Origin of the sequence: Caballeronia sp. NK8, from assembly GCF_018408855.1 — a bacterium.
Taxonomy (GTDB): domain Bacteria; phylum Pseudomonadota; class Gammaproteobacteria; order Burkholderiales; family Burkholderiaceae; genus Caballeronia.
Genome location: NZ_AP024326.1, coordinates 373461 through 396233 on the forward strand (window position 1 = coordinate 373461; position 22773 = coordinate 396233).

The 22773-nt window shown below is 60.6% G+C and carries 26 protein-coding genes and 2 pseudogenes; 22 read left to right on the top strand and 6 right to left on the bottom strand.

Annotated elements, in window-relative coordinates:
- Nucleotides 1-1803 carry an acyl-CoA dehydrogenase gene (locus NK8_RS34470; protein ID WP_213233885.1) on the bottom strand — a complete coding sequence of 601 codons (1803 nt, stop codon included), beginning with the start codon at nt 1801-1803 and terminating at the stop codon, nt 1-3.
- A gap of 172 nt (nt 1804-1975) precedes the next feature.
- Complete coding sequence (locus tag NK8_RS34475; RefSeq protein WP_213233886.1) at nt 1976-2980, bottom strand: AraC family transcriptional regulator; 1005 nt, start codon at nt 2978-2980, stop codon at nt 1976-1978.
- A 471-nt stretch (nt 2981-3451) separates the two neighbouring features.
- On the opposite strand from NK8_RS34475, the gene NK8_RS34480 reads away from it, so the two are divergent.
- The 5 genes from NK8_RS34480 to NK8_RS34500 all read left to right on the top strand — a co-directional run bounded on the left by NK8_RS34480 (nt 3452) and on the right by NK8_RS34500 (nt 8269).
- Nucleotides 3452-4126, top strand: a complete 675-nt coding sequence (locus tag NK8_RS34480) for a histidine phosphatase family protein (protein WP_062257233.1) — start codon at nt 3452-3454, stop codon at nt 4124-4126.
- A gap of 24 nt (nt 4127-4150) precedes the next feature.
- On the top strand, nt 4151-5179 hold the full coding sequence (locus tag NK8_RS34485; protein WP_062257231.1) for a phosphotransferase family protein: 1029 nt from the start codon (nt 4151-4153) through the stop codon (nt 5177-5179).
- Between the two features lie 36 nt (nt 5180-5215).
- Nucleotides 5216-5980, top strand: coding sequence for an SDR family oxidoreductase (locus NK8_RS34490; RefSeq protein WP_062257229.1), 765 nt, complete (start codon nt 5216-5218; stop codon nt 5978-5980).
- A 24-nt stretch (nt 5981-6004) separates the two neighbouring features.
- On the top strand, nt 6005-7255 hold the full coding sequence (locus NK8_RS34495; protein WP_062257227.1) for an acyl-CoA dehydrogenase family protein: 1251 nt from the start codon (nt 6005-6007) through the stop codon (nt 7253-7255).
- A gap of 78 nt (nt 7256-7333) precedes the next feature.
- A complete protein-coding gene (locus NK8_RS34500) occupies nt 7334-8269 on the top strand; it encodes a LysR family transcriptional regulator (protein ID WP_062257225.1) in 936 nt (311 codons plus the stop codon).
- A 7-nt stretch (nt 8270-8276) separates the two neighbouring features.
- Here NK8_RS34500 and NK8_RS34505 read toward each other — a convergent pair whose 3' ends face one another.
- Both NK8_RS34505 and NK8_RS34510 read right to left on the bottom strand, forming a co-directional pair.
- Nucleotides 8277-8945 carry a TetR/AcrR family transcriptional regulator gene (locus NK8_RS34505; RefSeq protein WP_062257222.1) on the bottom strand — a complete coding sequence of 223 codons (669 nt, stop codon included), beginning with the start codon at nt 8943-8945 and terminating at the stop codon, nt 8277-8279.
- Nucleotides 8946-9493: 548 nt separating this feature from the next.
- Nucleotides 9494-10180 (bottom strand): TetR/AcrR family transcriptional regulator, encoded by a 687-nt coding sequence (locus tag NK8_RS34510; RefSeq protein WP_062257220.1) that lies wholly within the window; start codon nt 10178-10180, stop codon nt 9494-9496.
- 954 nt (nt 10181-11134) lie between these two features.
- On the opposite strand from NK8_RS34510, the pseudogene NK8_RS34515 reads away from it, so the two are divergent.
- The 4 genes and pseudogenes from NK8_RS34515 to NK8_RS34530 all read left to right on the top strand — a co-directional run.
- Nucleotides 11135-11974, top strand: a pseudogene (locus NK8_RS34515) (helix-turn-helix domain-containing protein); the annotation flags it as partial.
- Between the two features lie 239 nt (nt 11975-12213).
- A complete protein-coding gene (locus tag NK8_RS34520; RefSeq protein WP_213233887.1) occupies nt 12214-12618 on the top strand; it encodes an antitoxin Xre/MbcA/ParS toxin-binding domain-containing protein in 405 nt (134 codons plus the stop codon).
- On the top strand, nt 12615-13136 hold the full coding sequence (locus NK8_RS34525) for an RES family NAD+ phosphorylase (RefSeq protein ID WP_213233888.1): 522 nt from the start codon (nt 12615-12617) through the stop codon (nt 13134-13136). Before NK8_RS34520 ends, NK8_RS34525 begins: the two co-directional genes overlap by 4 nt.
- Before the next feature lie 321 nt (nt 13137-13457).
- The gene (locus NK8_RS34530) at nt 13458-13619 is read left to right on the top strand and encodes a hypothetical protein (RefSeq protein ID WP_213233890.1); all 162 of its coding nucleotides are present in this window, start codon (nt 13458-13460) and stop codon (nt 13617-13619) included.
- 12 nt (nt 13620-13631) lie between these two features.
- On the opposite strand, the pseudogene NK8_RS43105 reads toward NK8_RS34530, so the two are convergent.
- A pseudogene (locus NK8_RS43105) lies at nt 13632-13780 on the bottom strand (short-chain dehydrogenase); the annotation flags it as partial.
- Nucleotides 13781-14449: 669 nt separating this feature from the next.
- Between NK8_RS43105 and NK8_RS34535 the strand changes: the two are divergent.
- The 5 genes from NK8_RS34535 (at nt 14450) to NK8_RS34555 (ending at nt 16944) form a co-directional block, all read left to right on the top strand.
- On the top strand, nt 14450-14896 hold the full coding sequence (locus tag NK8_RS34535; protein WP_213233891.1) for an Ohr family peroxiredoxin: 447 nt from the start codon (nt 14450-14452) through the stop codon (nt 14894-14896).
- A 74-nt stretch (nt 14897-14970) separates the two neighbouring features.
- Nucleotides 14971-15417 carry an OsmC family protein gene (locus NK8_RS34540; RefSeq protein ID WP_213233892.1) on the top strand — a complete coding sequence of 149 codons (447 nt, stop codon included), beginning with the start codon at nt 14971-14973 and terminating at the stop codon, nt 15415-15417.
- A 67-nt stretch (nt 15418-15484) separates the two neighbouring features.
- The gene (locus NK8_RS34545; RefSeq protein WP_213233893.1) at nt 15485-15757 is read left to right on the top strand and encodes a hypothetical protein; all 273 of its coding nucleotides are present in this window, start codon (nt 15485-15487) and stop codon (nt 15755-15757) included.
- Between the two features lie 106 nt (nt 15758-15863).
- Nucleotides 15864-16256 carry a VOC family protein gene (locus NK8_RS34550; RefSeq protein ID WP_213233894.1) on the top strand — a complete coding sequence of 131 codons (393 nt, stop codon included), beginning with the start codon at nt 15864-15866 and terminating at the stop codon, nt 16254-16256.
- Between the two features lie 226 nt (nt 16257-16482).
- Nucleotides 16483-16944 carry a MarR family winged helix-turn-helix transcriptional regulator gene (locus NK8_RS34555; protein ID WP_213233896.1) on the top strand — a complete coding sequence of 154 codons (462 nt, stop codon included), beginning with the start codon at nt 16483-16485 and terminating at the stop codon, nt 16942-16944.
- Nucleotides 16945-16948: 4 nt separating this feature from the next.
- On the opposite strand, the gene NK8_RS34560 is transcribed toward NK8_RS34555, so the two are convergent.
- Nucleotides 16949-17197 (bottom strand): hypothetical protein, encoded by a 249-nt coding sequence (locus tag NK8_RS34560; protein WP_213233897.1) that lies wholly within the window; start codon nt 17195-17197, stop codon nt 16949-16951.
- Nucleotides 17198-17508: 311 nt separating this feature from the next.
- Here NK8_RS34560 and NK8_RS34565 point away from each other — a divergent pair, with 311 nt between their 5' ends.
- From NK8_RS34565 to arsH, 8 genes are all read left to right on the top strand, one after another.
- Nucleotides 17509-18432, top strand: coding sequence for a site-specific integrase (locus NK8_RS34565; RefSeq protein ID WP_213233898.1), 924 nt, complete (start codon nt 17509-17511; stop codon nt 18430-18432).
- A 195-nt stretch (nt 18433-18627) separates the two neighbouring features.
- Nucleotides 18628-19038 carry a response regulator gene (locus NK8_RS34570; protein ID WP_086961132.1) on the top strand — a complete coding sequence of 137 codons (411 nt, stop codon included), beginning with the start codon at nt 18628-18630 and terminating at the stop codon, nt 19036-19038.
- Between the two features lie 266 nt (nt 19039-19304).
- The gene (locus tag NK8_RS34575; protein WP_061118604.1) at nt 19305-19640 is read left to right on the top strand and encodes a helix-turn-helix transcriptional regulator; all 336 of its coding nucleotides are present in this window, start codon (nt 19305-19307) and stop codon (nt 19638-19640) included.
- Nucleotides 19637-20119 carry an ArsI/CadI family heavy metal resistance metalloenzyme gene (locus tag NK8_RS34580; RefSeq protein WP_213233899.1) on the top strand — a complete coding sequence of 161 codons (483 nt, stop codon included), beginning with the start codon at nt 19637-19639 and terminating at the stop codon, nt 20117-20119. The genes NK8_RS34575 and NK8_RS34580 overlap by 4 nt, the downstream gene beginning before the upstream one ends.
- A 28-nt stretch (nt 20120-20147) precedes the next feature.
- A complete protein-coding gene (locus NK8_RS34585) occupies nt 20148-20459 on the top strand; it encodes a hypothetical protein (RefSeq protein WP_213233900.1) in 312 nt (103 codons plus the stop codon).
- Between the two features lie 23 nt (nt 20460-20482).
- Nucleotides 20483-21553: an ACR3 family arsenite efflux transporter gene (arsB, locus tag NK8_RS34590; protein ID WP_213233901.1), complete on the top strand. Its 1071-nt coding sequence runs from the start codon at nt 20483-20485 to the stop codon at nt 21551-21553.
- Nucleotides 21554-21572: 19 nt separating this feature from the next.
- Complete coding sequence (locus tag NK8_RS43495) at nt 21573-21695, top strand: hypothetical protein (RefSeq protein ID WP_284502508.1); 123 nt, start codon at nt 21573-21575, stop codon at nt 21693-21695.
- Nucleotides 21688-22410, top strand: coding sequence for an arsenical resistance protein ArsH (gene arsH, locus NK8_RS34595; RefSeq protein ID WP_061118735.1), 723 nt, complete (start codon nt 21688-21690; stop codon nt 22408-22410). Before NK8_RS43495 ends, arsH begins: the two co-directional genes overlap by 8 nt.
- The last annotated feature ends 363 nt before the right edge of the window (nt 22411-22773 follow it).

The following is a 22773-nucleotide window of genomic DNA, read 5'->3' on the forward strand; positions in this document are numbered from 1 at the left end:
TCAGAATTGCGCTTCGTTCAATGCGAACAGCGGATCGTCGCCGTGCGCGCTGACGATGGCGGTTTCGAGTCCGCGGGCCCGCGTCAGCACGTATTCGGAGAAGCAGTGCGCGGTCGCGATCTTCGCGCCGTAGAACTGCAGGTCTTCGGCCCGCTTGCGTTGTGCCGCGAGCAGCGCACGCGCCATCTGCCAGCCCGACAGCACGATGCCCGCGAGCTTCAGATACGGCACGCTGCCGGCGAACACCGCGTTCGGGTCGCGCTTGCCCGATTCGAGCACGTAGGCGACGACGTTCGCGAGCGCCTCGCGTCCATCGGAAAGACGGCGGTGCATCGCCTCGAAAACGCGCGCGGCATCGGCGGCATCGGTCGATCGCAACGCTTCGAGCGTCGCGTCGATTTCCTCGAGCAGCGCATGCGCCGCCGCGCCGCCGTCGCGAAGCGTCTTGCGGCCGACGAGATCGTTGGCCTGAATCGCCGTCGTGCCTTCATAGATCGACAGGATCCGCGCGTCGCGATAGAACTGGGCCGCGCCCGTCTCCTCGATGAAGCCCATCCCGCCATGCACCTGAACGCCAAGGCTCGTCACGTCGATGGCCATTTCGGTGCTCCAGCCTTTCACGATCGGCACGAGATATTCGTTGATCGCCTGATGCCTTGCGCGGCTCGCCGCGTCCTCGTCGTGATGCGCGAAATCCGCGTGCGCGGCCGCGATATAGGCGAGCGCACGCGCGCCTTCGGTCAGCGCGCGCATGAGGCCGAGCATCCGGCGCACATCGGGGTGGCGGATGATCGCGACCGAGCCCGCGTCCGAACCGTCGACGGGGCGGCTCTGAATCCGCTCCTTCGCATACGCGGCGGCCTTCTGATAAGCCGCGTCGGACAGCGCGATGCCCTGCAGACCGACGCCGAAGCGCGCCGCGTTCATCATGATGAACATGTACTCGAGACCGCGATTCTCCTCGCCCACGAGATAGCCGGTTGCGCCGCCATTGTCGCCGTACTGGAGCACGGCCGTCGGACTCGCCTTGATCCCGAGCTTGTGCTCGATGGACACGCAGTGGACGTCATTGCGCGCGCCGAGGCTGCCGTCGTCGTTCAGCAGGAATTTGGGCACGAGGAACAGCGAGATGCCCTTTACCCCTTCTGGCGCATCCGGCGTGCGAGCCAGCACGAGATGGACGATGTTCTCGGCCATGTCGTGCTCGCCCCAGGTGATGAAGATCTTGGTGCCGGACACCTTGTAGGTGCCGCCGCCCTGCGGCTCGGCGCGCGAACGCACGAGCGACAGATCGGAGCCCGCCTGCGGCTCGGTCAGATTCATCGTGCCGGTCCACGCGCCCTCGACCAGCTTCGGCAGAAAGCGCGCCTTCAACTCCGCCGAGCCCGCGGTCAGCAATGCCTCGATGGCGCCGTCGGTGAGCAGCGGGCACAGCGCGAAGGAAAGGTTGGAAGCGTTGAGCATCTCGATGCACGGCGACGCGACCAGCTTAGCGAGCCCCTGACCGCCGAATTCCACCGGATGGCTGATGCCTTGCCAGCCGCCCTCAATGAATTGGCGGTAGGCATCACCGAAACCGGCCGTCGCCGCGACCTCGCCGTCGTACCACGTGCTCGGGCGCTGGTCGCCCTGCGCGTTCAGTGGCGCGATGACTTCCGCGGCAAGCTTCGCCCCTTCGTCGAGAACGGCTTGCGCGGTGTCGGCATTCGAATCGCCGAGACCGCTGAGCTGGCTGACGCTTGCAATATCTGCCAGCTCTTCGAGTACGAACATCATGTCCTTGACGGGGGCTGCATAAGTCATCGCCGACTCCAGGTGCATGGCCGGTCAACTGGCAGGCCATATGGCAACAAATACGGATGTGTTGCCGCGCATGGTATCAACGGGTCTGCATTTCCCCGTTATCTGAAACTGCCCTTTTATTGACAAAATCTGCCAAACATAAAATCGACGCCAGCCGATTTGCGGTCGCAGCTCAGTCGGCTTTCTTCTGTCTGTAGGCGGCCGGCGTGCTGCCGGTCCAGTGGCGGAATGCGCGATGGAACGCGGTCGAATTGTCGAATCCGACATCGAAGGCGATCGCCGCGATCGCATCGTCCGAACGGGTGAGACGCTGAATGGCGATGTCGCGCCGCACTTCGTCCTTGATCGCCTGGAAGGACGTTCCCTCCGCGTCGAGACGCCTGCACAGCGTCCGCACCGAGTAGTGCAGCTGCTGCGCGACGGCGTCGACGGTTGGCGTCTTCGGCAAGCCCGCGGCGATGCACTGGCGCACCTGGTGACACACCATCTCGTCGGTGAACGACACGAAAATCCAGTCCTCCGGCGCACGCTGAAGGAATGCGTCGAGATCCGACTTTCGCTGCCGGATGGGACGATCGAGATAGGCGGCATCGAACGCGATCAGCGTGCGATCGCACCCGAAACGCACCGGTCCCGGAAACAGATACAGCAGGTCGCCGGGCTGCGCCGGCCGCAGAAACTCGAATGCCGCTTCGGCGAGCGGAATCTTCTGGCGTATGAGCCACGACGCGACGCCATGCACGAGCTTCAGCACGAGCTCCCGCGCAAGCGCGCTTGCCTTCGGGCCCTTCGGATTCGCGACGAATTCGACGATCGCGTAAGCGCCTTCCCGGCGCGACACGAGCTGGAATTCATCGAGGACCAGATGAAAGAACTGGCCGAAACGATGCAGCGCCACTTCGAGACGCGGCGCATCGAGAAGGCTCAGGCACAGGAACTTGAGCGTGCCGTTGCGCAGCGGACGCGCGAAGATCCCCGGCATCTCGTCATCGAGTTCCATGGCGAGCAGGCGGTAGAGCGTCGAGAACTGCTCCTGCGTGACGCGCGCGGCGGGCATGCCGAGCAGGTCGTGAGGAATGCCGGAATGCTCGGCGAGACGCGCGACCGCGGCCCGGTCGGCGCCGGAAAGGAAACCGTTGACGACAGATATCGGAACCGTGGCAGAAAATCGCTTCATGACTTGGTCGTGGCATACACCTGAATCGAGCACGTAACTCGCAAGGCGTCCGGTAAGCCGGGAGGGCAGATCGAGACGCGTCGTGGTTCCAACGCTGTCGAGCATGCGCGAGCGCCGGCTGCAGCAGCGTGTAACGTATCTCAATCAGCCGTCTTCGAGCACGTTTAAAGGGCAGTATGGCATCGCGCATCAACAACCGGCCTACTGCCAGGTATCTTCGTGCTGATATATCCCCCTCGACAGACCACTCGTCTCAAGTCGTGTGCCACACCGGCTCGGGACGACGCCCTCAGAGACGCCCCTTCATTTACGCTTCATTGAAGCGATTCCCCGCTTCGCCTCGAGGGAGGTTGTCCTGGTATTCGCAAGCGCCATCACCGCTACGAATACCCCCTCATTCAAGAAATAAAGTTCGTCAATACCAGTGTCGCCCCTAAGCTTGCTTGACCGACTCGGATCGCGGAAGAAGCAATGGCAGAACTCTTTTTGGTACGGCACGGACAGGCGTCACTGGGCAGCCAAAACTACGATTGTCTTTCGGACACCGGCAAGCGGCAGAGCATCTGGCTCGGCGAGCACTTCGCGCTCAATGGTCTCAAATTCGACCGGGTGGTGACAGGCTCGCTGCTGCGTCACGCTCAGACGCTCGATGCGATTCGCCTGGCCACACCGGGTATAAATGTCGAATGGGAGATTCATCCCGGACTCGATGAATACGATTTTCACGCGCTCTTTCGCGCTCTGCGCGATGAAGATCTCAGGCTCGTCGAGTCCGCGAAACGCAGTCCGCGCGAGTTCTTCAAGGCATTGCGGGCGGTCCTGCACCTCTGGTGCGAAGGTGCACTGGATGATCGTGTGCCCGAGACGTGGCGAGCGTTTCAGCAGCGCGTAGCGGTTGCGCGCACTGCCATTCAGCAGAGCGACGCACGACGCGTTTTGGTGGTCACTTCCGGTGGCGTGATCGGCGCGTTCATGCAGCAGATCCTGCAAGCGCCTACTGCGATGGCAATCGAGCTCAACATGCAGATCCGCAACAGCAGCGTCACGCATTGCTTCTTCAACCACGAAACGATTCATCTATCGAGCTTCAACGGCATCGCCCATCTCGACGATCCACAACGTCACGCGTTTCAAACCTACGGTTAATCTACCCGTCAAGCATCGAATGATATGACCAGCGAACGATCTAGCCAGTCTCTCGACATTGACCGGCTCACGCCTTATCTGGAGCAGCATCTCCCGGGCTTTCGCGGGCCGGTGCACGCGACGAAGTTCGCGGGCGGCCAGTCCAACCCGACCTGGCTGCTCGACGCACAAGGCAGCCGCTATGTCCTGCGCCGCCAGCCGCCCGGGACATTGCTCAAATCCGCTCACGCAGTCGATCGCGAATTCCGCGTGCTGAGTGCGCTTGCACAAACCCCGGTTCCCGTCGCGCGCGCCTGGCATCTGTGTCAAGACCGCGAGATCATCGGTAGCCTGTTCTATGTTATGAGCTACGAGCCGGGACGCATCTTCTGGAACCCCGCCCTGCCCGAAATTGATCGCGATGCGCGGCGCGACTATTACGCATCAATCGTCTCGACGCTCGCGGCACTCCATGAAGTCGATCCGGAAAGCGTCGGCCTTGGCGACTATGGCCGAGCGGGAAACTACTTTCAGCGACAGGTCGAACTCTGGACGAAGCAGTACCGCGCCGCCGAAACCGAGCGGATAGCGCCGATGGAGGCGCTCATTGACTGGCTGCCGGCCCATTGCCCGACCCATTCTCCACGCCCGGCGCTCGTGCACGGCGATTTCCGCATCGACAACCTCATCTTCGCCGACGATGCGCCGCGCGTGCGTGCCGTACTCGATTGGGAGCTCTCGACCCTCGGCAATCCGCTCGCCGACCTCGCCTACTTCTGCATGTGCCTGCGCCTGCCATCGAGAGGGCATATCACCGGGCTGCGCGGCCAGGATCGCGATGCCCTCGCCATCCCCGAGGAGGAGGACATCCTCGCGCAGTACTGCGCGTTGCGTGGGCTCAGCGACATTGGCAACTGGAACTTCTGCCTCGCGTTTAGCTTCTTCCGTCTTGCATCGATCGCGCAGGGCGTCAAAGCACGCGCGTTGCAAGGCAACGCGTCAAGCGCAGATGCACACGAGGTGGGCCGCATGGTCGAACCGCTAGCACGGCTCGCCGAAGAACTGCTCGCGTAGACGGCACACTTTCTCAACCTGTCAAAAGGAACGACATTGACTACGAAACTCTTTGACCTCTCGGGACGCATCGCTCTCGTGACAGGCGCGAGCCGCGGCATCGGCGAGGCCATCGCCGTGCTGCTGGCCGAACAAGGCGCACACGTCATCGTATCGAGTCGCAAGCTGGAAGATTGCGAATCAGTCGCCGCGCGCATTCGCGCGTCGGGTGCGAGTGCTGAAGCATTCGCGTGCCACGTCGGCCGCCTGGAAGATATCGCGGTCATGTTCAATCACATTCGCGAGAAGCACGGTCGTCTCGACATACTCGTCAACAACGCCGCGGCCAATCCGTACTTCGGCCATATCCTCGATACGGACCTTGCCGCCTACAACAAGACCGTCGATGTGAACCTGCGCGGATACTTCTTCATGTCGGTCGAAGCCGGCAAGATGATGAAGGAACAGGGCCGCGGCGCGATCGTCAACACGGCTTCGGTCAACGCGCTTCAGCCGGGCGATCAGCAGGGCATCTACTCGATCACCAAGGCGGCCGTCGTCAATATGACCAAGGCGTTCGCGAAAGAGTGCGGTCCGCTCGGCATCCGCGTGAATGCGATTCTGCCAGGCCTCACCAAAACGAAGTTCGCCGGCGCGCTGTTCGAGGACAAGACTATCTACGAGCGCTGGATCAACTCGATCCCGCTCCGCCGTCACGGCGAACCCGACGAAATGGCCGGCACCGTGCTCTACCTCGTATCCGACGCGGCGAGCTATACGAACGGCGAATGCATCGTCGTCGATGGCGGCCTGACGATCTAGCGAACCGCGCAAAAGGAACCCATCATGTTTTTCGCTCATAGCCCGACAGTTGAAGACCTCATGCGCCGCGTGCGCATGTTCATGGACCAGCATATCGTGCCGCGGCAACGTCAATGGCACGACGAGGTCCACGCGGGTCACTTTCCAGTCTCGTTCATGGAAGATCTCAAAGCCATGGCCAAGGCAGAGGGTCTGTGGAATCTCTTCCTGCCGCACCTGAAGGAGGGCGAGCCAGGCACGCGTCTCACGAACCTCGAATATGCGCCGCTCGCGGAGATCATGGGCCGCGTTTCGTGGGCATCCGAGGTCTTCAACTGCAATGCGCCCGATACCGGCAACATGGAACTGCTGCACATGTTCGCGACGCCCGCGCAGCGCGAAACATGGCTCGTGCCTCTGCTCGATGGCCAGATCCGTTCCGCGTTCGCGATGACCGAGCCGGACGTGCCCTCCTCCGACGCGACCAACATCACGACCTCCATTCGCCGCGATGGCGACGACTACGTGATCAATGGCCGCAAATGGTTCATCACGAACGCGGCACATCCGAACTGCAAGCTGTTCATCGTGATGGGCAAGACCGATCCGGATGCAGAAAGCCATCGTCAGCAGAGCATGATCCTCGTGCCGGCGGGCACACCCGGCGTGACGATCGTGCGCAATATTCCGGTCATGAATCACATCTCGCCCGAAGGACATTGCGAGATCACGTTCACGAATGTGCGCGTGCCCGCGTCGAACCTGCTCGGCGAAGAAGGCAGCGGCTTCGCGCTCGCGCAGGCGCGGCTCGGACCGGGGCGCATTCACCACTGCATGCGCTCGATCGGCGCGGCTGAGCTCGCGCTCGAACTGATGATCGAGCGTGCTCAGGAGCGCAAGACGTTCGGCAAGTATCTGCAGCAGCATGGCACGATCGGCGAATGGATCGCGAAATCGCGCATCGAGATCGATCAGGCCCGCTTGCTCGTGCTCAAGACCGCGTGGCTTCTCGACGAGGTCGACGCAAAAGCGGCACGCAAGGAAATCTCGATGATCAAGGCGCTGATTCCGCAAGTGCATACGGCCGTGTGCGACCGTGCGATGCAGGTATTCGGCGCGATGGGCGTAAGCCCCGATACGCCGCTCGCCGATCACTGGACGTGGGGACGCGCATTGCGTTACGCAGACGGTCCCGACGAAGTGCATCTCCAGGCGATCGCGAAAATGGAACTGGCGCAAGGCAAGGAACGGATCGGCGCAATGGCGGCCTATCTGAACGCACCGCCGCGTGACTGAGCCTGGCGAAATCGAAGCAAGCGCACGCATCATCACAGCGTCTCCCGTTTATCATGATGGGCAAACGGAGACTGTGAGATGCGTTCACCGAAGCTGGATCTGAATCTGTTCGTGGTGCTGGAGTCGATCTACGAGAAGCGCAACCTGACCCGCGCGGCCGAGGCGCTCTTCATCACCCAGCCCGCGGTCAGCAATGCGCTCGCACGCATGCGCAAGGCGTTCGATGATCCACTGTTCGTCAGCACATCGTCCGGAATGGTGCCTACGCCGTTCACGGAGAACATCATCGGGCGCGTGCGTGAAGGATTGCAACTGTTGGAGGCCAGCGCGACAGAAGGCGACGTGTTTGTCCCGGCAACGTCCGAGCGTACCTTCCGTCTCAGCATGCCGGATCTAACCGAAGCGATCCTGTTGCCCGCGCTCGGCGAAGTGTTGCAGCAGCAAGCGCCGGGGATGCGCATCGAATCCTATTTCACGCCGCGCAGTGAACTCAGCAACGCGCTTGCGACTGGCAAGATCGACTTCGCGATCGACGCGCCCTTGATCGACGATCCGCAGTTGCATCAGACGCGCCTCGGCTGCGACCGGTACGCCTGCATGCTGCGCCACGATCACCCGTTTGCCGGCGAGGCGCTCACGATGGACGACTACCTTGAGCTTGACCATATCCAGGTGTCGAGTCGCCGCCAGGGAAGCGGCATCGTCGACGCCGAACTGAAACGGCTCGGCAAGCAACGGCGGATACAAATACGTGTGCAGCATTACATGGTCGCGCCGCTCGTTGCCTTGCGAACCGATCTCGCGCTGACCGCGCCCACGCAATTGCTCAAGCGTCACGATGCGCGGATGGTTGAACTGCCGTTTCCCATACCTAGCCTCGAATGGCACTTGTATTGGCATCGAAGCAGCGAGCAGGATCAGGCGAGCCTGTGGTTTCGAAGCAAAATGGTCGAACTGATGGCGGCAAAGTCAACTGATTCGTTGGCGTCACGGGGGCGTGGCTCCGTGCCATGAGCCCTTCTTATCGGTTGCGTGGCGGCACAGAGGCCTCACAAAAAACGCTGCTTGTGTGTCGATCGGCCGCGCCAGATCCTATGAAAGCTAGGAAACCGCACACCAAAGCATCGAGTTGCTCACCAGGCACTTCGTAAGGGTCAGCAACGCGCCATGACTGCAAGCCTTCACCCAGAGCCAGCAGCGCAAGCGCGAGTGTGTCAGCCGACAGCGAAAACTGTGTGCCGTTGCGTGCAATAATTGACGAGATGCAAGTCGCCGTATGCGCTCGCTTCTTTCGTAGCAATGTGCAGAGTTGCGCACGGAAACGCGAGTCGCGGGCGGCGTACATCTTCGCTTCGATCCACAGGAGGAACGACGCGGGCCGATTGCCCAGCAGTCGAGCACAGTCAGAGGACTCCACCATCCCGCCTTCGCGGGCGGTAAGCAGGTCGAAGTTGCGCTGCGACTCCGCTTGGACCTCCTCGTGATCCCGCTGAAGCAATTCGAGCAGCAGATCCGATTTGCCTTCGAAGTTTGAATAGAACGCACCGCGCGTATATCCAGCCGCGGCCGCGATATCCTCGACACTCGCCGCAGTGAAACCCTTCGTTGAGAAGATATCGCGCGCTGCAAACAGCAGACTATCGCGCGTCTGATTCCTTCTTTGCTCTCGTGTTAGGCGCTTCGGTTTCATGGGCAGAACCTCTAGTGCGAGTGCGAGGCGTGCTCATGCTGTGCCGCGTTCTTCGTGTGTCGGACGATTTTGTTCCCGTTCCCGAACAACATCATCGTCTTATCCATATCGAACAGTTCGTTGTCGAAACGGCGTAGTCGACCGCCGTCGACCGCTTGTCATGATAATCATGCGCGCCTTCACGCCTGGCATGCGCCTCGCAACCGTGATGAATTGCATACCGCCATCGATGCCTTTTCGACGGGCTGTCCGGTCAACTCCTTCAGCGCGCGCTGCGCCGTCGTGATCGGAAGTCCATGACACGGTGCGATCACCACCCCTTGGGGATTGCCGGGCATGCACGCGGCATCACGAAGGAGCTAGATTTGACGGGACGCCGCTCCGCGAACCCGCCCACTGTTGCGCTAGCCAACCAGTCCGCCTCAGCGAAAAACCGCTCGATGTTGTAGATAACAGTACAATACATAGGCAACTGTACCAACTAACTTCATCAAAAAAAACAGGGAATTTCCCTGTCTTCATCGTCACGCCTGCACGTTGCCAGGCCGCTAGGCAGCCTCAACGTCCAAGGACTCTCCCCAGACGAGACTACGAGCGACCGAAAGGAAAGTTGATTCGAATCCTCGCATATAGGCGCGCTTGTTGCGCGCGGTTCCGAGGTGAAGCGTCATGCCGTCGACCATCGATATGAGCAATACGGCGATGTGCGCGCTCTCGGTGGCCCCGCGCTTTGGATTCACGGCACGAATGAGCTCGGTGAACTCTTTCGTCATAGTGTCGTACCACTCGTCGCGCATTTGGGCGCACTCGGGATCCGTGGCGGCGAGCGAAAAGAAATGCCACCATAACGGGATGTTCTTCGAATCCTTCGCGTCCTCAAGGGACATCTCTAGGATGGCCTCGATCGTTCCGCGAGGCGATTCATTGTCCTTAAGCGCACGTTTCAGTGCATCGAAATAGCCTTCGATGACCGGAGCCATAACCGCGCGCAGGATCGCTGGCCTCGTGGGGAAGTAGTACTGGAGATTGCTGACACTGATTCCCGCGCTAAGAGCGACGGCGCGCTGCGAGAATTCCATCGGGCCATTTTCAAGCAGGAGCTTTCGTGCAACTCGGACGATGGCGTTGCGCGTCCGTATGCCTTGGGCTCGCAGGCCGTCGGGCGGCGTTGCCGAAGAAACTGCACTCGATGTGCGCCCCTTACGGGTACTGCGCTGCGGGTTTGGCACGGTCATCGTTCCGTCTCGGTTGCAGCAAGTCTCATCTTGAACGGATGAGATCATGCTGACGGTTCGTTTGGTAAACGTGACTATACCTTACAATCGCGTCAATTCGCGACTGGGCACCCGCGTGGCACGCACTTCGACACTGTGCGAATCGTCGACCAACTGTTCGCGACGCCCAACGCGCCGTTTTTGACGCACCATCGCGGGAAACGACCCGCAGTAATAGTGTTCGCTGACGCAGTCCGGCGAGCAGATGGATTCCGTCGCGAATCCCACTCGACGATTATGTACCCCACTCTAGGGGCTGCCGAGCGATTCCTCGTTTTGAAACTCCGCGCGTGCCAGCGTCCCGATAGCCAGTGAGCGGTTTAGTTACGGCGACCGCGTCCCCACCCTACAATCATTTTCGGATCGCGTACTACGCCATCGGTAGCGAGTCGGAGAAGGTAGCAGACAGGAAGTTGTTGATTTTACTAGTTTTAATATTGGGGGCATGACGCGAACCCTTATTCCGCTTGAGTGCTTCTAACCGGAGATTTGCATCAAAATCAAGGCTACCCCTTATCCCTGATGAGGACCAGTGAAGCAACGTGCGACGGCGACTCACAGTTGGCGCATCAACGGGCCCATTGTTTATTTGACATAAATCTATTTATCGCATTTTCATTAGGGTAACTAATTGAATCGACAGCCAAGAGGCCGATGAGGGGCAAGCGCGCAAACTTCCATGATGGCTCGTGCTGATGGCAGGCACATCAGAAGCCGAATGTACAGACGCAAGTCAAGACCTTCGAAAATGCACACCGATCTTGCTCATAGGCGGGAGTCCATGTACGGATATAAGTCCGCAACCACCCTTCTCGCCACTAACAATATCGCCTTGCAAATGGGAGGCGACCATATGAGAAATGTCGCATTTTGACGTAGATTCGTTGCCAGACAAGCGTTTCAGGAGCGCTGGCGATGAACACGACCGGGACCATCACCATGTCGATGCACGAACTGGACCGACTCAGAGTGATCAGGCCGTCGCCGAACGCCAACTCAAGCCTGGCCGTGCCGCCGAGCGGCTACACGTGAGCGTGCGGCAGATCGAACGGCTTGTCATGCGTTATCGTGCGGACGGTGCACGCGGTCTGGTGTCCGGCAAGCGCGCACGCACGAGTAATCACCGGTTGCCGGACGGCGTGGCGCAGCGTGCGCTCGCGCTGATCCGTGAGCGCTATGCCGATTTTGGTCCGACGCTGGCGTGCGAGAAATTACGGGAATGCCACGGCATTGAACTGGCCGTCGAGACGATTCGTTCTCTGATGACAGCTGCGGGCCTTTGGGTGCCTCGCAAACAGCGCCTGCCGCGGATTCACCAGCCGCGCAACCGCCGCGCGTGTCTGGGCGAGCTGATCCAGATCGATGGTAGCGATCACCGCTGGTTCGAGGCGCGTGGAACGCGCCAATCTGACGCTGCAGGACCGGCTGGTCAAGGAGTTGCGCTTGCGCGGCATCAGCACCTGGGAGGCGGCCAATGCTTATGAGCCCTCATTCATCGCTGATTTAAATCAGCGTTTCGGCAAGCCGCCACGCAGCGACCACGACGCCCATCGGCCCCTGCGCGCCGCCGACGATCTGACGCTACTGCTGGCATATCGCGTCTGGCGTAAGGTCACGCACGCGCTGACGGTGCAATACGACCGCGTGATGTATCTGCTCGAAGACACGCCGGCCAATCGCCTGTTGATTCACCAGCAAATGGAGGTGGTCGAGTATCCGAGTGGCTGCGTCGAGGTTCAGGCGGGCGGCGAGGTGCAGCATTATCGGATCGTCGGAATGGTTTCACGTGAAATGCTCATAACCAACGGATCTTGTGCACAATATACGCACCCAAAATGACGCGCGCGCCTAGTCGCTCTCCTTTTTGGCGGGCCAGGATCCCGCGTCGCTGGGCGGCTCGGATAATCGAGGCGGGATGTTGGCGTTATGTTTCGGCCGTCGGCCGTTGGAACTTATGCTAAAATTGTGCAAATTCTGTGCTTGGAGAGCGACTTATGAATTCGGATACCGGCGCCTTTCCCAGTGCCGATGCGGGCTTCGACCGTTTTATGGCCTCACTACATGATCCCGAAGACCCAGCACCGATCGTCTCCGCGCGTCGCTTCGGCGAGGCCTTGCGTATCGACTTGCAAACCCTTGCTCAGCAAGCCCACGTACATCGGAACACGATCAGCCGGCAACCTGCATCCGAAAGCGTACAACGATTCCTCCGCGACGCTCTGCGGGTCATTCGTGCGGCCACGGATATCTCAGGTGACGTCACGAAGGCACTGTTCTGGTATCGAAACGAACCTCTGCCCGTGTTCAACTACAAAACCGCCGAGGAGCTGGTGTCGGAAGGTCGAGCCGATGACGTCCTTCGCTACGTTTCGTCGCTTGAGGCGGGCCCGGCAGGATGATCCTCACAGAATTGACCGGGGTAACTGTCTATCGTATGCATGTCCCCAGGTGGGCTGTCGCGCCGACGAGCGGCGCAGGAGCGGGAACGCATGGCGGTCGGGCGAATCGTGTCGGGCTCAATGCGCTATATCTTGCCTTGGACCCCGCCACAGCCATCCGAGAGTATCAGCAGTTATCGTCCTTGATGCCACCGGGGACGTTGGTCAGCTACAACCTCACGGCCGCTCCGATGGTCGATTTCACCGGCGGGTACGAAAGCGGAAAGTGGTCTCCTCTGTGGGAGGATTTCTATTGCGACTGGCGCCACTGCTGGTTCAATGAACGGATCGAGCCCCCCAGCTGGATCCTTGGCGATGAGGTCGTCTCGAGCGGTGCCAAGGGTATCCTCTTCAAATCACGACTGACGCCCGACGGTACAAATCTCGTTCTGTACACAGAGCGTCTTGACTCCACGGACCACCTCGACGTCTACGATCCAAATAACGCTCTTCCGAAAAACCAGTCTTCTTGGGATTGACCTTTGGAGAGCCCGACAGAAATCGGCACGTCGGACCCATTGCTGCCGGTCGGCCTTCGGTACGCTGAGTGTCTCTTGATGAAGTGCAACGGCCAGTCAACGCGCGGTCCTCGCCGACGTGTCGTTGACCATTGCGAACCTTCGAGTCGTGCTCGGGCGGCTGCACATCGCGCGGGAGCATGGCGCGCACCTCAAGCAGCTCGGCCGCGATCGCGGCTTCATTGGTCTTTATTCACTCGACGGGCAAGTGCCCTCCTCGCTTCAACGGCTATCTCATCGAGGATTTTGGCCTGAGCGCGAAGACGTCGAAGCGGCGAGCGCGTGAGCACTCAGCGTCGAGCCAAGCCGGGCGGCGAGACCGGCGCCAACGGCGAATGGTATGAAGGCGGCGGCAAGTTCATTGCCACTCGAGACAACCCGAAGCGCGCCGAGCGTTCGCGAAAGGCGACAAGAAAGGTCGAGATCGAGCCGCGGAAATGGTGAGTCCGGCCCGATTACGGGTACGACGCCCGGCAGATCACACGCTGGCCGGATCGCGCGCGCCCGCATAAATCTTCCGCACCCCTCTTTCGAGCGCCTGTTTCGCGAAAGGCCAAGCCCGCGATTCGCGCCCGTCAGGAAACCACAGCACCTTCGATCTTCATAATCCTTCCTTTCGCATGATGAATCGCATGCGCGCCGGCTCGCCGCGCGTGAGATCTGGTGGAAACAAGGCTGCATTCGCTTGCGGATCCGTTGCGCCGTGCCTTCGCGTGCAGCAGTTAATCGCGTCGCGAAGTCCGCGCCGGATTGCTTTTGTCGGACGATTCGTGACAACTCGGGCGTCGCATCCGATGGCCGAAGGGGGCGTAACTTTACTGGTGATGGCCTGTAAAGTTGTCGGTTCATGACGACGCCGTTCACCCGACCGCTGAGCGTACCGGGGTCGACCGACCCGGGCGTCCCCATAGCAGTGGGTTGCCCTGTGGTAACGCGTCGCGAGCCGACATCACCTCACAGGGGAGACACCATGCAACTGAGTGGGTCGCGCTTGCACGGCAAGGACATTACACACCTGCAAATCACATCATTCGCCGACGTCCGAGTCGGATACACGATGGCTTGTTGACTTACATCCCCCCGCGACGGTGTGCGAGACAGGCGACACCATGCTGGCCGCCGCGGTATCTTCGTTCGTGTCCTATCGAAAGCACGCATGCGATTAAATCTTTTGCGATTGACATCCAATAACACTTCCCCCCATGATGCAACGCATGCGATTATCTCGCATACGACTAAAAACCTGAACACCCTCATTCACACAGGAATCCATCATGACCAAGATCGAACAAGTCCTCCACTCAGGCAACAGCCACGCCACGATCAATCACGACCCCAATGTCCCGCGCGGTGAGCTCGGCGTCCTCGACCTCAAGCTGTCAGCCCCCGGCGGTGAAACCCGCGAGTTCATCGCCACCGAGCTACACCCGAGAGCCGAGCAGTTGTTTTCGGGCGCATGGTCGGCCTGTTACGTCAGCGCGTTCCAGATTGCGGCCTCGCTGAAGAAGGTCAAGCTGCCGTCCGACTACTCCGTGGACATCCAGGTAAGCATTGGGTCGGTCGGTAGCGGGCATTGCCTCGGCGCCCAGTTCACCGTCCGCGTGCCGGGTCTGGCAAAGGAAGTCGTCGAGGCACTCGCGCACCACGCCCATCAGCTCTGCCCGTACTCGAAGGCTGTGCACGGCAACATCGAAGTCGGTCTCAACGTCGTCACTATTTGACAAAAACACCGCATGCGATTAAATCGCGCAATATTTAAATACGCTTAATACGCTCATACACATAGGAATTCATCATGGAAAAGATCGAAAAAGTTCTCGCCTCGGGCAACTCCCACGCCACGGTCAATCACGACCCCAATCTCCAGCGCGGCCAGTTTGGCGTCTTTGACCTCAAGCTGTCGGCGCCCGGCGTGGAACGCCTCGAGTTCATCGCCACCGAGCCGCACCCGACAGCCGAGAAGTTGTTTGCGGGCGCGTGGTCGGCCTGTTACACCACCGTGTTCGGGATCGCGGCCTCGCTGAAGAAGGTCAAGCTGCCGCCCGACTATTCCGTGGACATTCAGGTAAACGTTGGGCAAACCGGTACCGCGTGGTTCCTCGGCGCCCAGTTCAACATCCGCGTACCGGGTCTGGCAAAGGAAGTCGTCGAGGAAATCGCGCACCTGACCCATACGATCTGCCCGTACTCGAAGTCTGTGCGGGGCAACATCGAGATCGGCACGAACATCGTCACGGTGTGATCCGCCTAGGCACGTGCCTCTCTCTGGGGCACGTGCCCCTCTGAACATTTTTTTAGGGATTCCCATCATGAAGACCAAGCTCATCGTTGCACTGCTCGTCGCCTTTTCGGCGTCCGCCACCGCACCCGCGTTCGCCAGCGGCTATGGACCGGCCCCGTTCTACAAGCCCTCGGTGGGCGCACCGGCGTCGCAAAGCGGTCAGAGCGCGCGAACCGTCGCCGCCGAACGCGACGACGTAACTGGCTCGCAAGAGGCATACGGCGGTGTAGTCGCCGGACTCTCCCAGGCGGGCAGCCATGCCGCCGTGACGTCGCGCGACAACCTGTTCGCGCGTCACTAGATCGCGCATCCTTCCCCTTTGGACCGTCGCGCATCGTCCCCTCTTCATGCGCGCCGGCCACAGCGTCGGATGGGTCGTGGTTTATTTACCAAGGAGGATTGAAACAATGTTCAGTCATGTAGTGGTCGGCACCAACGACCTGGAAAAAGCAAAGCGATTTTACGATGCCGTGCTCGGCGCGATTGGCTATGGTGACGGTATCAGTGACGACAACGATCAACGTCGACGCTATGCCTATCGCGGCGACACGGGGCTTTTCATTATCACGCAGCCGCTCGATGGTCGGCCGGCGACCGCTGCCAATGGCGGAACGATCGGCTTTGCCTGTCAGTCGACCAGGCAGGTCGATCTCTGGCATGTCGCCGGGGTCGCCAATGGTGGAACATCAGCTGAGGCGCCGCCTGGCGTGCGTGAGGCCGCGTTTGGCAGCCTCTATCTCGCCTATCTGCGCGATCCGGACGGCAACAAGCTCGGCGCCCTGTATCGCATGCCGGCCTAAAGCGAACGGCGGCCACAAGGGCGCTCCAGACGTTCGGCGGCCATAGCGGCAGGCAGGCGCCGCCGCAATACCTCTACGCTGCGAAATAGCTGGGCCCGGCGAAATGACAAGCGGTTCTACTCTATGCGGCAGCGGCTCGACGTTCGTTATTGCGATATCATCGCATGCGATATATAGCACTTCGTATGTCTTGAGGACAATCAGGCTTTAGCCGAGGAGGATAAAGATGAAAACTAGGAACCAGGCGCCCGCTGCGGCCATGCCGCTGTCGGACTATCTGTGCTTTGCAATCTACTCAGCGAACCTGGCGTTCGGTAGGGCATACAAGCCGATACTCGAGGAGCTTGGGCTCACCTATACGCAATACGTCACGATCGTTGCGCTTTGGGAGGAAGACAATCCGACCGTCAGCGGTCTGGGCGAGAAGCTGTTTCTCGAATCCAACACGCTTACGCCGATGCTGAAGAAGCTCGAGGTGATGGGTTATCTAGAGAGGCAGCGCGATCCCGAAGACGAGCGTCAGGTGCGGGTCAGGCTCACGAAAAACGGTCGACGGCTGCGCGAAAAAGCCCTGACTATGAGTCTCTCTGGGGCGACTGGCCTTGCGCCAGACGAGTTTGCTAAAGTGCAGAAGGCAATCGTGACGCTGCGGGACAATCTTATCAAGTCAGTCCAAAACGGCGAATGAGCGCTTAACGGTCGTGTTGCAGGGGCGTCCCTGAAACGGGAACCTGACGGTGTGACGGTGCGGTCTTGATCGATGGTGCGCTATGGCGCGGATCGAGTTCCGTCGTCGTTGTCACATCCAGCCAGTAGATGAGATCTCCAGTATCGGCATCGATATCCGATTTGAGCGCGCGGCATTCGAGCAGCATCAGTTCGCCCCGGCGCAACCCCGCCAGAAGCAGCACGTTGACGATGAGCCAGTTCCTCACGCGCACGTGTGCGCCTCTCGAACGGATTCCGGAGAGCATCAGGATGCGCGACCTCAAGCAGGTCGGTCAGCGTGCTAGTTGGGAGCGCCCGCGCAAACCGGAACTGCCCGCGCCGGGGATTGCGCAATCTCCCCATCGTCCATCAATCTGATGCTGGCGTGCTCCGCGCAGCTCTTTGTCGGTGGACCGGGTGCTTGCCTCGACGCCATGCCACGCGAGGTCGAAGAGGGTGCCCCCTACGTTGGTGGCTTGGGGTTGGCGGAGCGTTAGCTTCGCTGTAGGGTTTGGGTTGAGTGAATTTCAGTATATCGACTTCTATGCCTGACGATGCTTGGCTTGTTGCACCCGAAGACGCCTATGCCCAATGGCAACGCGAAGAAGCAACAGGCGCGGATCGCCGCGCGTTCGCCGACCAGTCGATCGTCCAGCACCGTTCGATGTTCTCGCGCTTCAACGACTATCTGATCGCCCACGGAGCGACGGTGGCGAGCTTCGGGGCGGACCACATCGATGGATTCTTCGCTAAACTCGCGCAGGACTGCGCGCCCGGCACGACCACGCGCCTGCGCTATCTCAAACTTATCGACCGATTCACGCGTCACCTCGTGAACATCGAACTGCGCGCCGATAATCCCGCCGCGCAGATGTTAGTCAACGAGAACTGGCCACAAGACGAGCCAACACCGATCTATCTGTCACCGGAAGGCGATGCGCGGCTACAAGCGGTGTGCGTTGCAACCGAAGGCGCGGCCTTCAAGGATCTTCGGAACACCGCGATCGTGGCGCTGTTTCTCGCGTCAGGGGTCACGGCCGCCGAACTCAAGCAGCTACGAGTCGACGACCTCGATGTCCACGGCGAACGTCCTACTGTCTTCGTCGAGAAGCATGGGCCTCGGATTGCACGGCGGGTGCCGATCGATGCCTTCGCGATCGACGTACTGCGCAGCTATCACGAGGCCCGCAGTCGGATTCAGCCTCCAACGCAATGGCTTTTCACCGCCACGGCGGGCGGCAAGCCGATGCAGCCAGATACGATGTTGAAATGCGTCCGCCAGGCTCTACGCAGCGCGAACTTGTCGGCTGCCGACGAGAGTCCACGCTTGCTCAGAAACACCTTCGGTCGTCGGCTAATCATCGCCGGCAAGACCAACGAGCAGGTGAGCAATCTTATGGGCTTGTCGAGCCATCGCACGGCTGCTCGCCTTCGTCAAACACGGGCATGCGATATCGGAACGTCGTGAAGCCGTCGCCTGGCCGAGCGCCTTCGTTCATTGCGCATGGAAATTTCGGCCGCGTCCTGGGAACAGAATACAAGCGACTCACTACTTGCGCGCGGGACTCTTCGAGACGGCATGAGGCTGCCATCGGCTGGCACCTTCCTTGCATAGGCGTCAATTGCGGGCAACGGTACCCGCTTGAAACTATGGAGAAGCGCCATGCAGATCCTTATCCTGGACGACGATCAAGATTTCGCGAACGGGCTCGCGGCACTTATCGCACGGATGGGCCATGGCGTAGCGATCGCACACAACTGCGCCGCAGCTCGCACGTTCGCTCATGATCGCGACTTCGACGTCATTCTTGCCGATGTGGACCTTCCGGACGGTGATGGAAGACACGTTTGCGACGGGTTGAGGGCCGAGGGCGCTTCGCAGGGAGCGTACATGATTGCCGTGACGGGCAAGACCGATCTCGGCGATGACGACTTTCCCTCGTTCGATGGTTATGTACGCAAGCCGGTCACCTACGACTTGCTCGAGCGCGTGCTCGAGGAATGGCGGCTTGCTGCCGGCCTTGACCGCGTGACGACCGCCCCTGAACCCTCCAAAGTCGTCGAAGCGCGATAACGCGCGCTCCGCAAATCGCAACGGGCTTCGCAGTGGCAACAACCGGTGATAGAAGCATTTGCTTGCGATCATGCCCGGCGCTGCCGGGCATGATATAGCAACGCGCCGAGAACCCTCTACGCGCAGCAACAGGGAAGGTTCTAGTTCTCGCGCCCCTCTCTAGTCTGGTGTGCACTGCCGGATTGCGAAGAGCCGAGATCTGCCAGGACGTCCGGTCGACAGAATGGGTCTTGTCATTAGTTTCATATTTCGACTATTATCGAATCATGGAAACGAATGAAACCATTGCCGCGCTGGCGGCGCTCGCGCATGAGTCGCGGCTCGCAGTCTTTCGCGCCCTGGTACAGGCGGGCCCCGAAGGCATGCCCGCAGGCCAGATCGCCACGCTGCTGGATGTCGCGCCGTCGTCGCTGTCCTTCCACCTGAAGGAACTGTCTCGCGCGCAGCTCGTCACCAGCCGTCAGGAAGGCCGGTTCATCTACTACTGCGCCAACTTCGAAACGATGAACGGCCTGCTGGCCTATCTCACCGAGAACTGCTGTGGCGGCAACCCCTGTTCGCCAGCATCGGCATGTTCTCCCTCTCGGGAGAAGCAGTCATGAAGCGCTTTCATGTGCACGTCGCCGTCACCGATCTCACAGCGAGCATCCGTTTCTACTCGGCGTTGTTCGCGGCTGAACCGACGGTCATCAAGAGCGATTACGCGAAGTGGATGCTCGACGACCCGCGCGTCAATTTCGCGATCTCGCAACGCGGCGCCACGCCGGGCGTCGACCATCTGGGGGTGCAGGTCGAAAACGAGGCCGAACTGGCCGAGATGCACGATCGACTCGAAGGCGCCGCGTTGCCGGTCGACACCCAGACGGATACCGTCTGCTGCTATGCCAACTCGAACAAGTACTGGACCGTCGATCCGCAAGGCATCGCATGGGAGTCGTATCACACGCTGAACGACATTCCGGTATTCGGCGAGTCACGCAATTCGCCGAAAGGTGCACCTGCTTCTGAAGTCGCAGCGTGCTGCGCTCCGACGTCGGGCAAGTCGGTCGGTGTTCCGGTCAAATCCTCGTCATGCTGCTGAGTCCGACGCGCAATTCAACGACGAGCGTATGACAACCAACGTATCGATCCTGTGCACGCACAACTCGGCGCGCAGCGTGCTCGGCGATGCCACGCTGAATCACTACTGCGACAGCGCCGCCGCCGAAGCATGTGCGTTCTGGCCGGGTAGTCCGGTCAGGGTGCATCGGGGCGATGCCGACGGGTCGAACGCACCGGGCGGCGATGACGTCAAGCGTCAGGCGTTCGAGCTGACCCGCCAGGCGATCGGCTATCGCATGCTGCAGTTGCTTGAACTTCCCCTGGACCGTCTGGGCGATGCCGAGCTTCAGCAGGCGCTCAATGACATCCTGCAAAGCTGAACCCATCTCCATCGAGTCGTCTCATGAACACGCCCAACGTCGCCGCTTCGCGCAGGACCGCATCGAAGCCAGCCATCAGCTTCTTCGAGCGGTACCTGACCGTCTGGGTCGCACTGTGCATTCTCGCAGGCATCCTGCTCGGCCAGGTCATGCCCGGCGTCTTTCAGGCAATTGGCCGGATGGAGTACGCGCAGGTCAACCTCCCGGTCGGGCTGCTGATCTGGGTGATGATCATCCCCATGCTGGTCAAGGTCGATTTCGGTTCGCTGCATGAAGTGCGTCAGCACATCCGGGGCATCGGCGTCACGCTCTTCGTGAACTGGCTGGTCAAGCCTTTTACGATGGCGTTCCTCGCCTGGCTGTTCATCAAGCACCTGTTGGCGCCGATGCTGCCCGCAGCGCAGCTCGACAGCTATGTGGCCGGCCTCATCCTGCTGGCGGCCGCGCCCTGTACGGCAATGGTGTTCGTGTGGAGTCGTCTCACCGGCGGCGACCCGCTCTTCACGCTCTCGCAGGTCGCGCTCAACGACAGCATCATGGTGGTCGCGTTTGCGCCGCTCGTGGGCCTGCTGCTCGGCATTTCCGCGATTACGGTGCCGTGGGCGACGCTGCTCACCTCGGTCGCGCTCTACATCGTCATTCCGGTGATTCTCGCGCAGATCCTGCGCAAGGCGCTGCTCGTCCAGGGAGAAGCCGCGTTTGAAGCAGCAATGGCGAAGATCGGTCCCTGGTCGATCACGGCGCTGCTCGCGACGCTGGTTCTGCTGTTCGCTTTCCAGGGCGAAGCCATCCTGAAGCAGCCACTCGTCATCGTGCTGCTCGCCGTGCCGATCCTGATCCAGGTGTTCTTCAATTCGGCGCTCGCGTACTGGCTTAATCGCGCGGTCGGCGAGAAGCACAACATTGCCTGCCCGTCTGCCCTGATCGGCGCGTCGAACTTCTTCGAACTGGCCGTTGCCACGGCAATCGGCCTGTTCGGGTTCAACTCCGGCGCTGCGCTCGCGACCGTCGTGGGCGTGCTGATCGAGGTGCCGGTCATGCTGCTCGTCGTACGCATCGTCAATCGTTCGAAGAACTGGTACGAGTCCGCCTGAAGGCTTTGGAAACGAGCACATGAACGACGTCATCATCTATCACAACCCTGGGTTCGGAGCCCCGCGCGACACGCTCGCGGTGATTCACCGCGCGAACAACGAACCCACGACCATTACCGATGCGGAGGGAAAACGTGTCTGATCTTGCGACCGAACTGCCGCAGGTTGACCCGGCGCTGTTCCGCGTTCCGGACATCGACCGCCTGCAGGCCGCGAAGGCTTCGCCGCACCCCCCGCGCATCCTGCTGCTCTATGGCTCGCTACGCGAACGCTCCTTCAGCCGACTGCTCAGCGAAGAAGCCGCGCGCCTCCTTGCGGCGATGGGCGCCGATGTGCGGACGTTCAACCCGAGCGGCCTGCCGCTGCCGGACGATGCGCCGGACACTCATCCCAAGGTGGCCGAGCTGCGGGACCTGGTGCTGTGGTCGGAAGGCATGGTCTGGTGCTCGCCGGAGCGCCACGGCGCGATGACCGGCATCATGAAATCGCAGATCGACTGGATTCCGCTTTCGCTCGGCGCGGTCCGGCCGACGCAGGGCAAGACGCTCGCGGTGATGCAGGTGAGCGGCGGCTCGCAGTCGTTCAACGCGGTCAACCAGATGCGCGTGCTCGGGCGCTGGATGCGCATGCTGACGATCCCCAACCAGTCGTCGGTGGCCAAGGCGTTCATGGAGTTCGATGAAACCGGCCGCATGAAACCCTCGGCCTACTTCGATCGAGTCGTGGATGTAATGGAAGAGTTGGTGAAGTTTACGCTGCTCACCCGGGATATTGGTCCGTATCTGGTCGACCGTTATAGCGAACGAAAGGAAAGCGCCGCGGAACTGATGAAGCGGGTGAACCAGTCGAGCATCTGATCAGTGTCGCCCGCCGCTCCTGATCGTCGTAGTTCACAGTGAAGAAGCTGCAAGTCGAACTTGCACGCGATGCCGGCGAGCCTGCTTGCCGTGTTCAGCAGCGTCTGCACGTCGCCGCGATCTTGAAGCACCTGGGGGTGGACCCGGCGCTTCTCCACGTCCCCGACATCGACCGCCTTCAGGCTGCGAAACGCATCGCCTTATCCTCCGCGCATCCTGTAATTCGACACTGGTTGCGACCGACAAATCAGCGAAAAGAGGCCAGAACAAAGGTCTGTTCGTGACGCCAGCGTAAGCACGTGATCGATAGAATTTCGTCCTATATCGACGGTACGCACTGTCACGCATCCGATATCTGTCGGA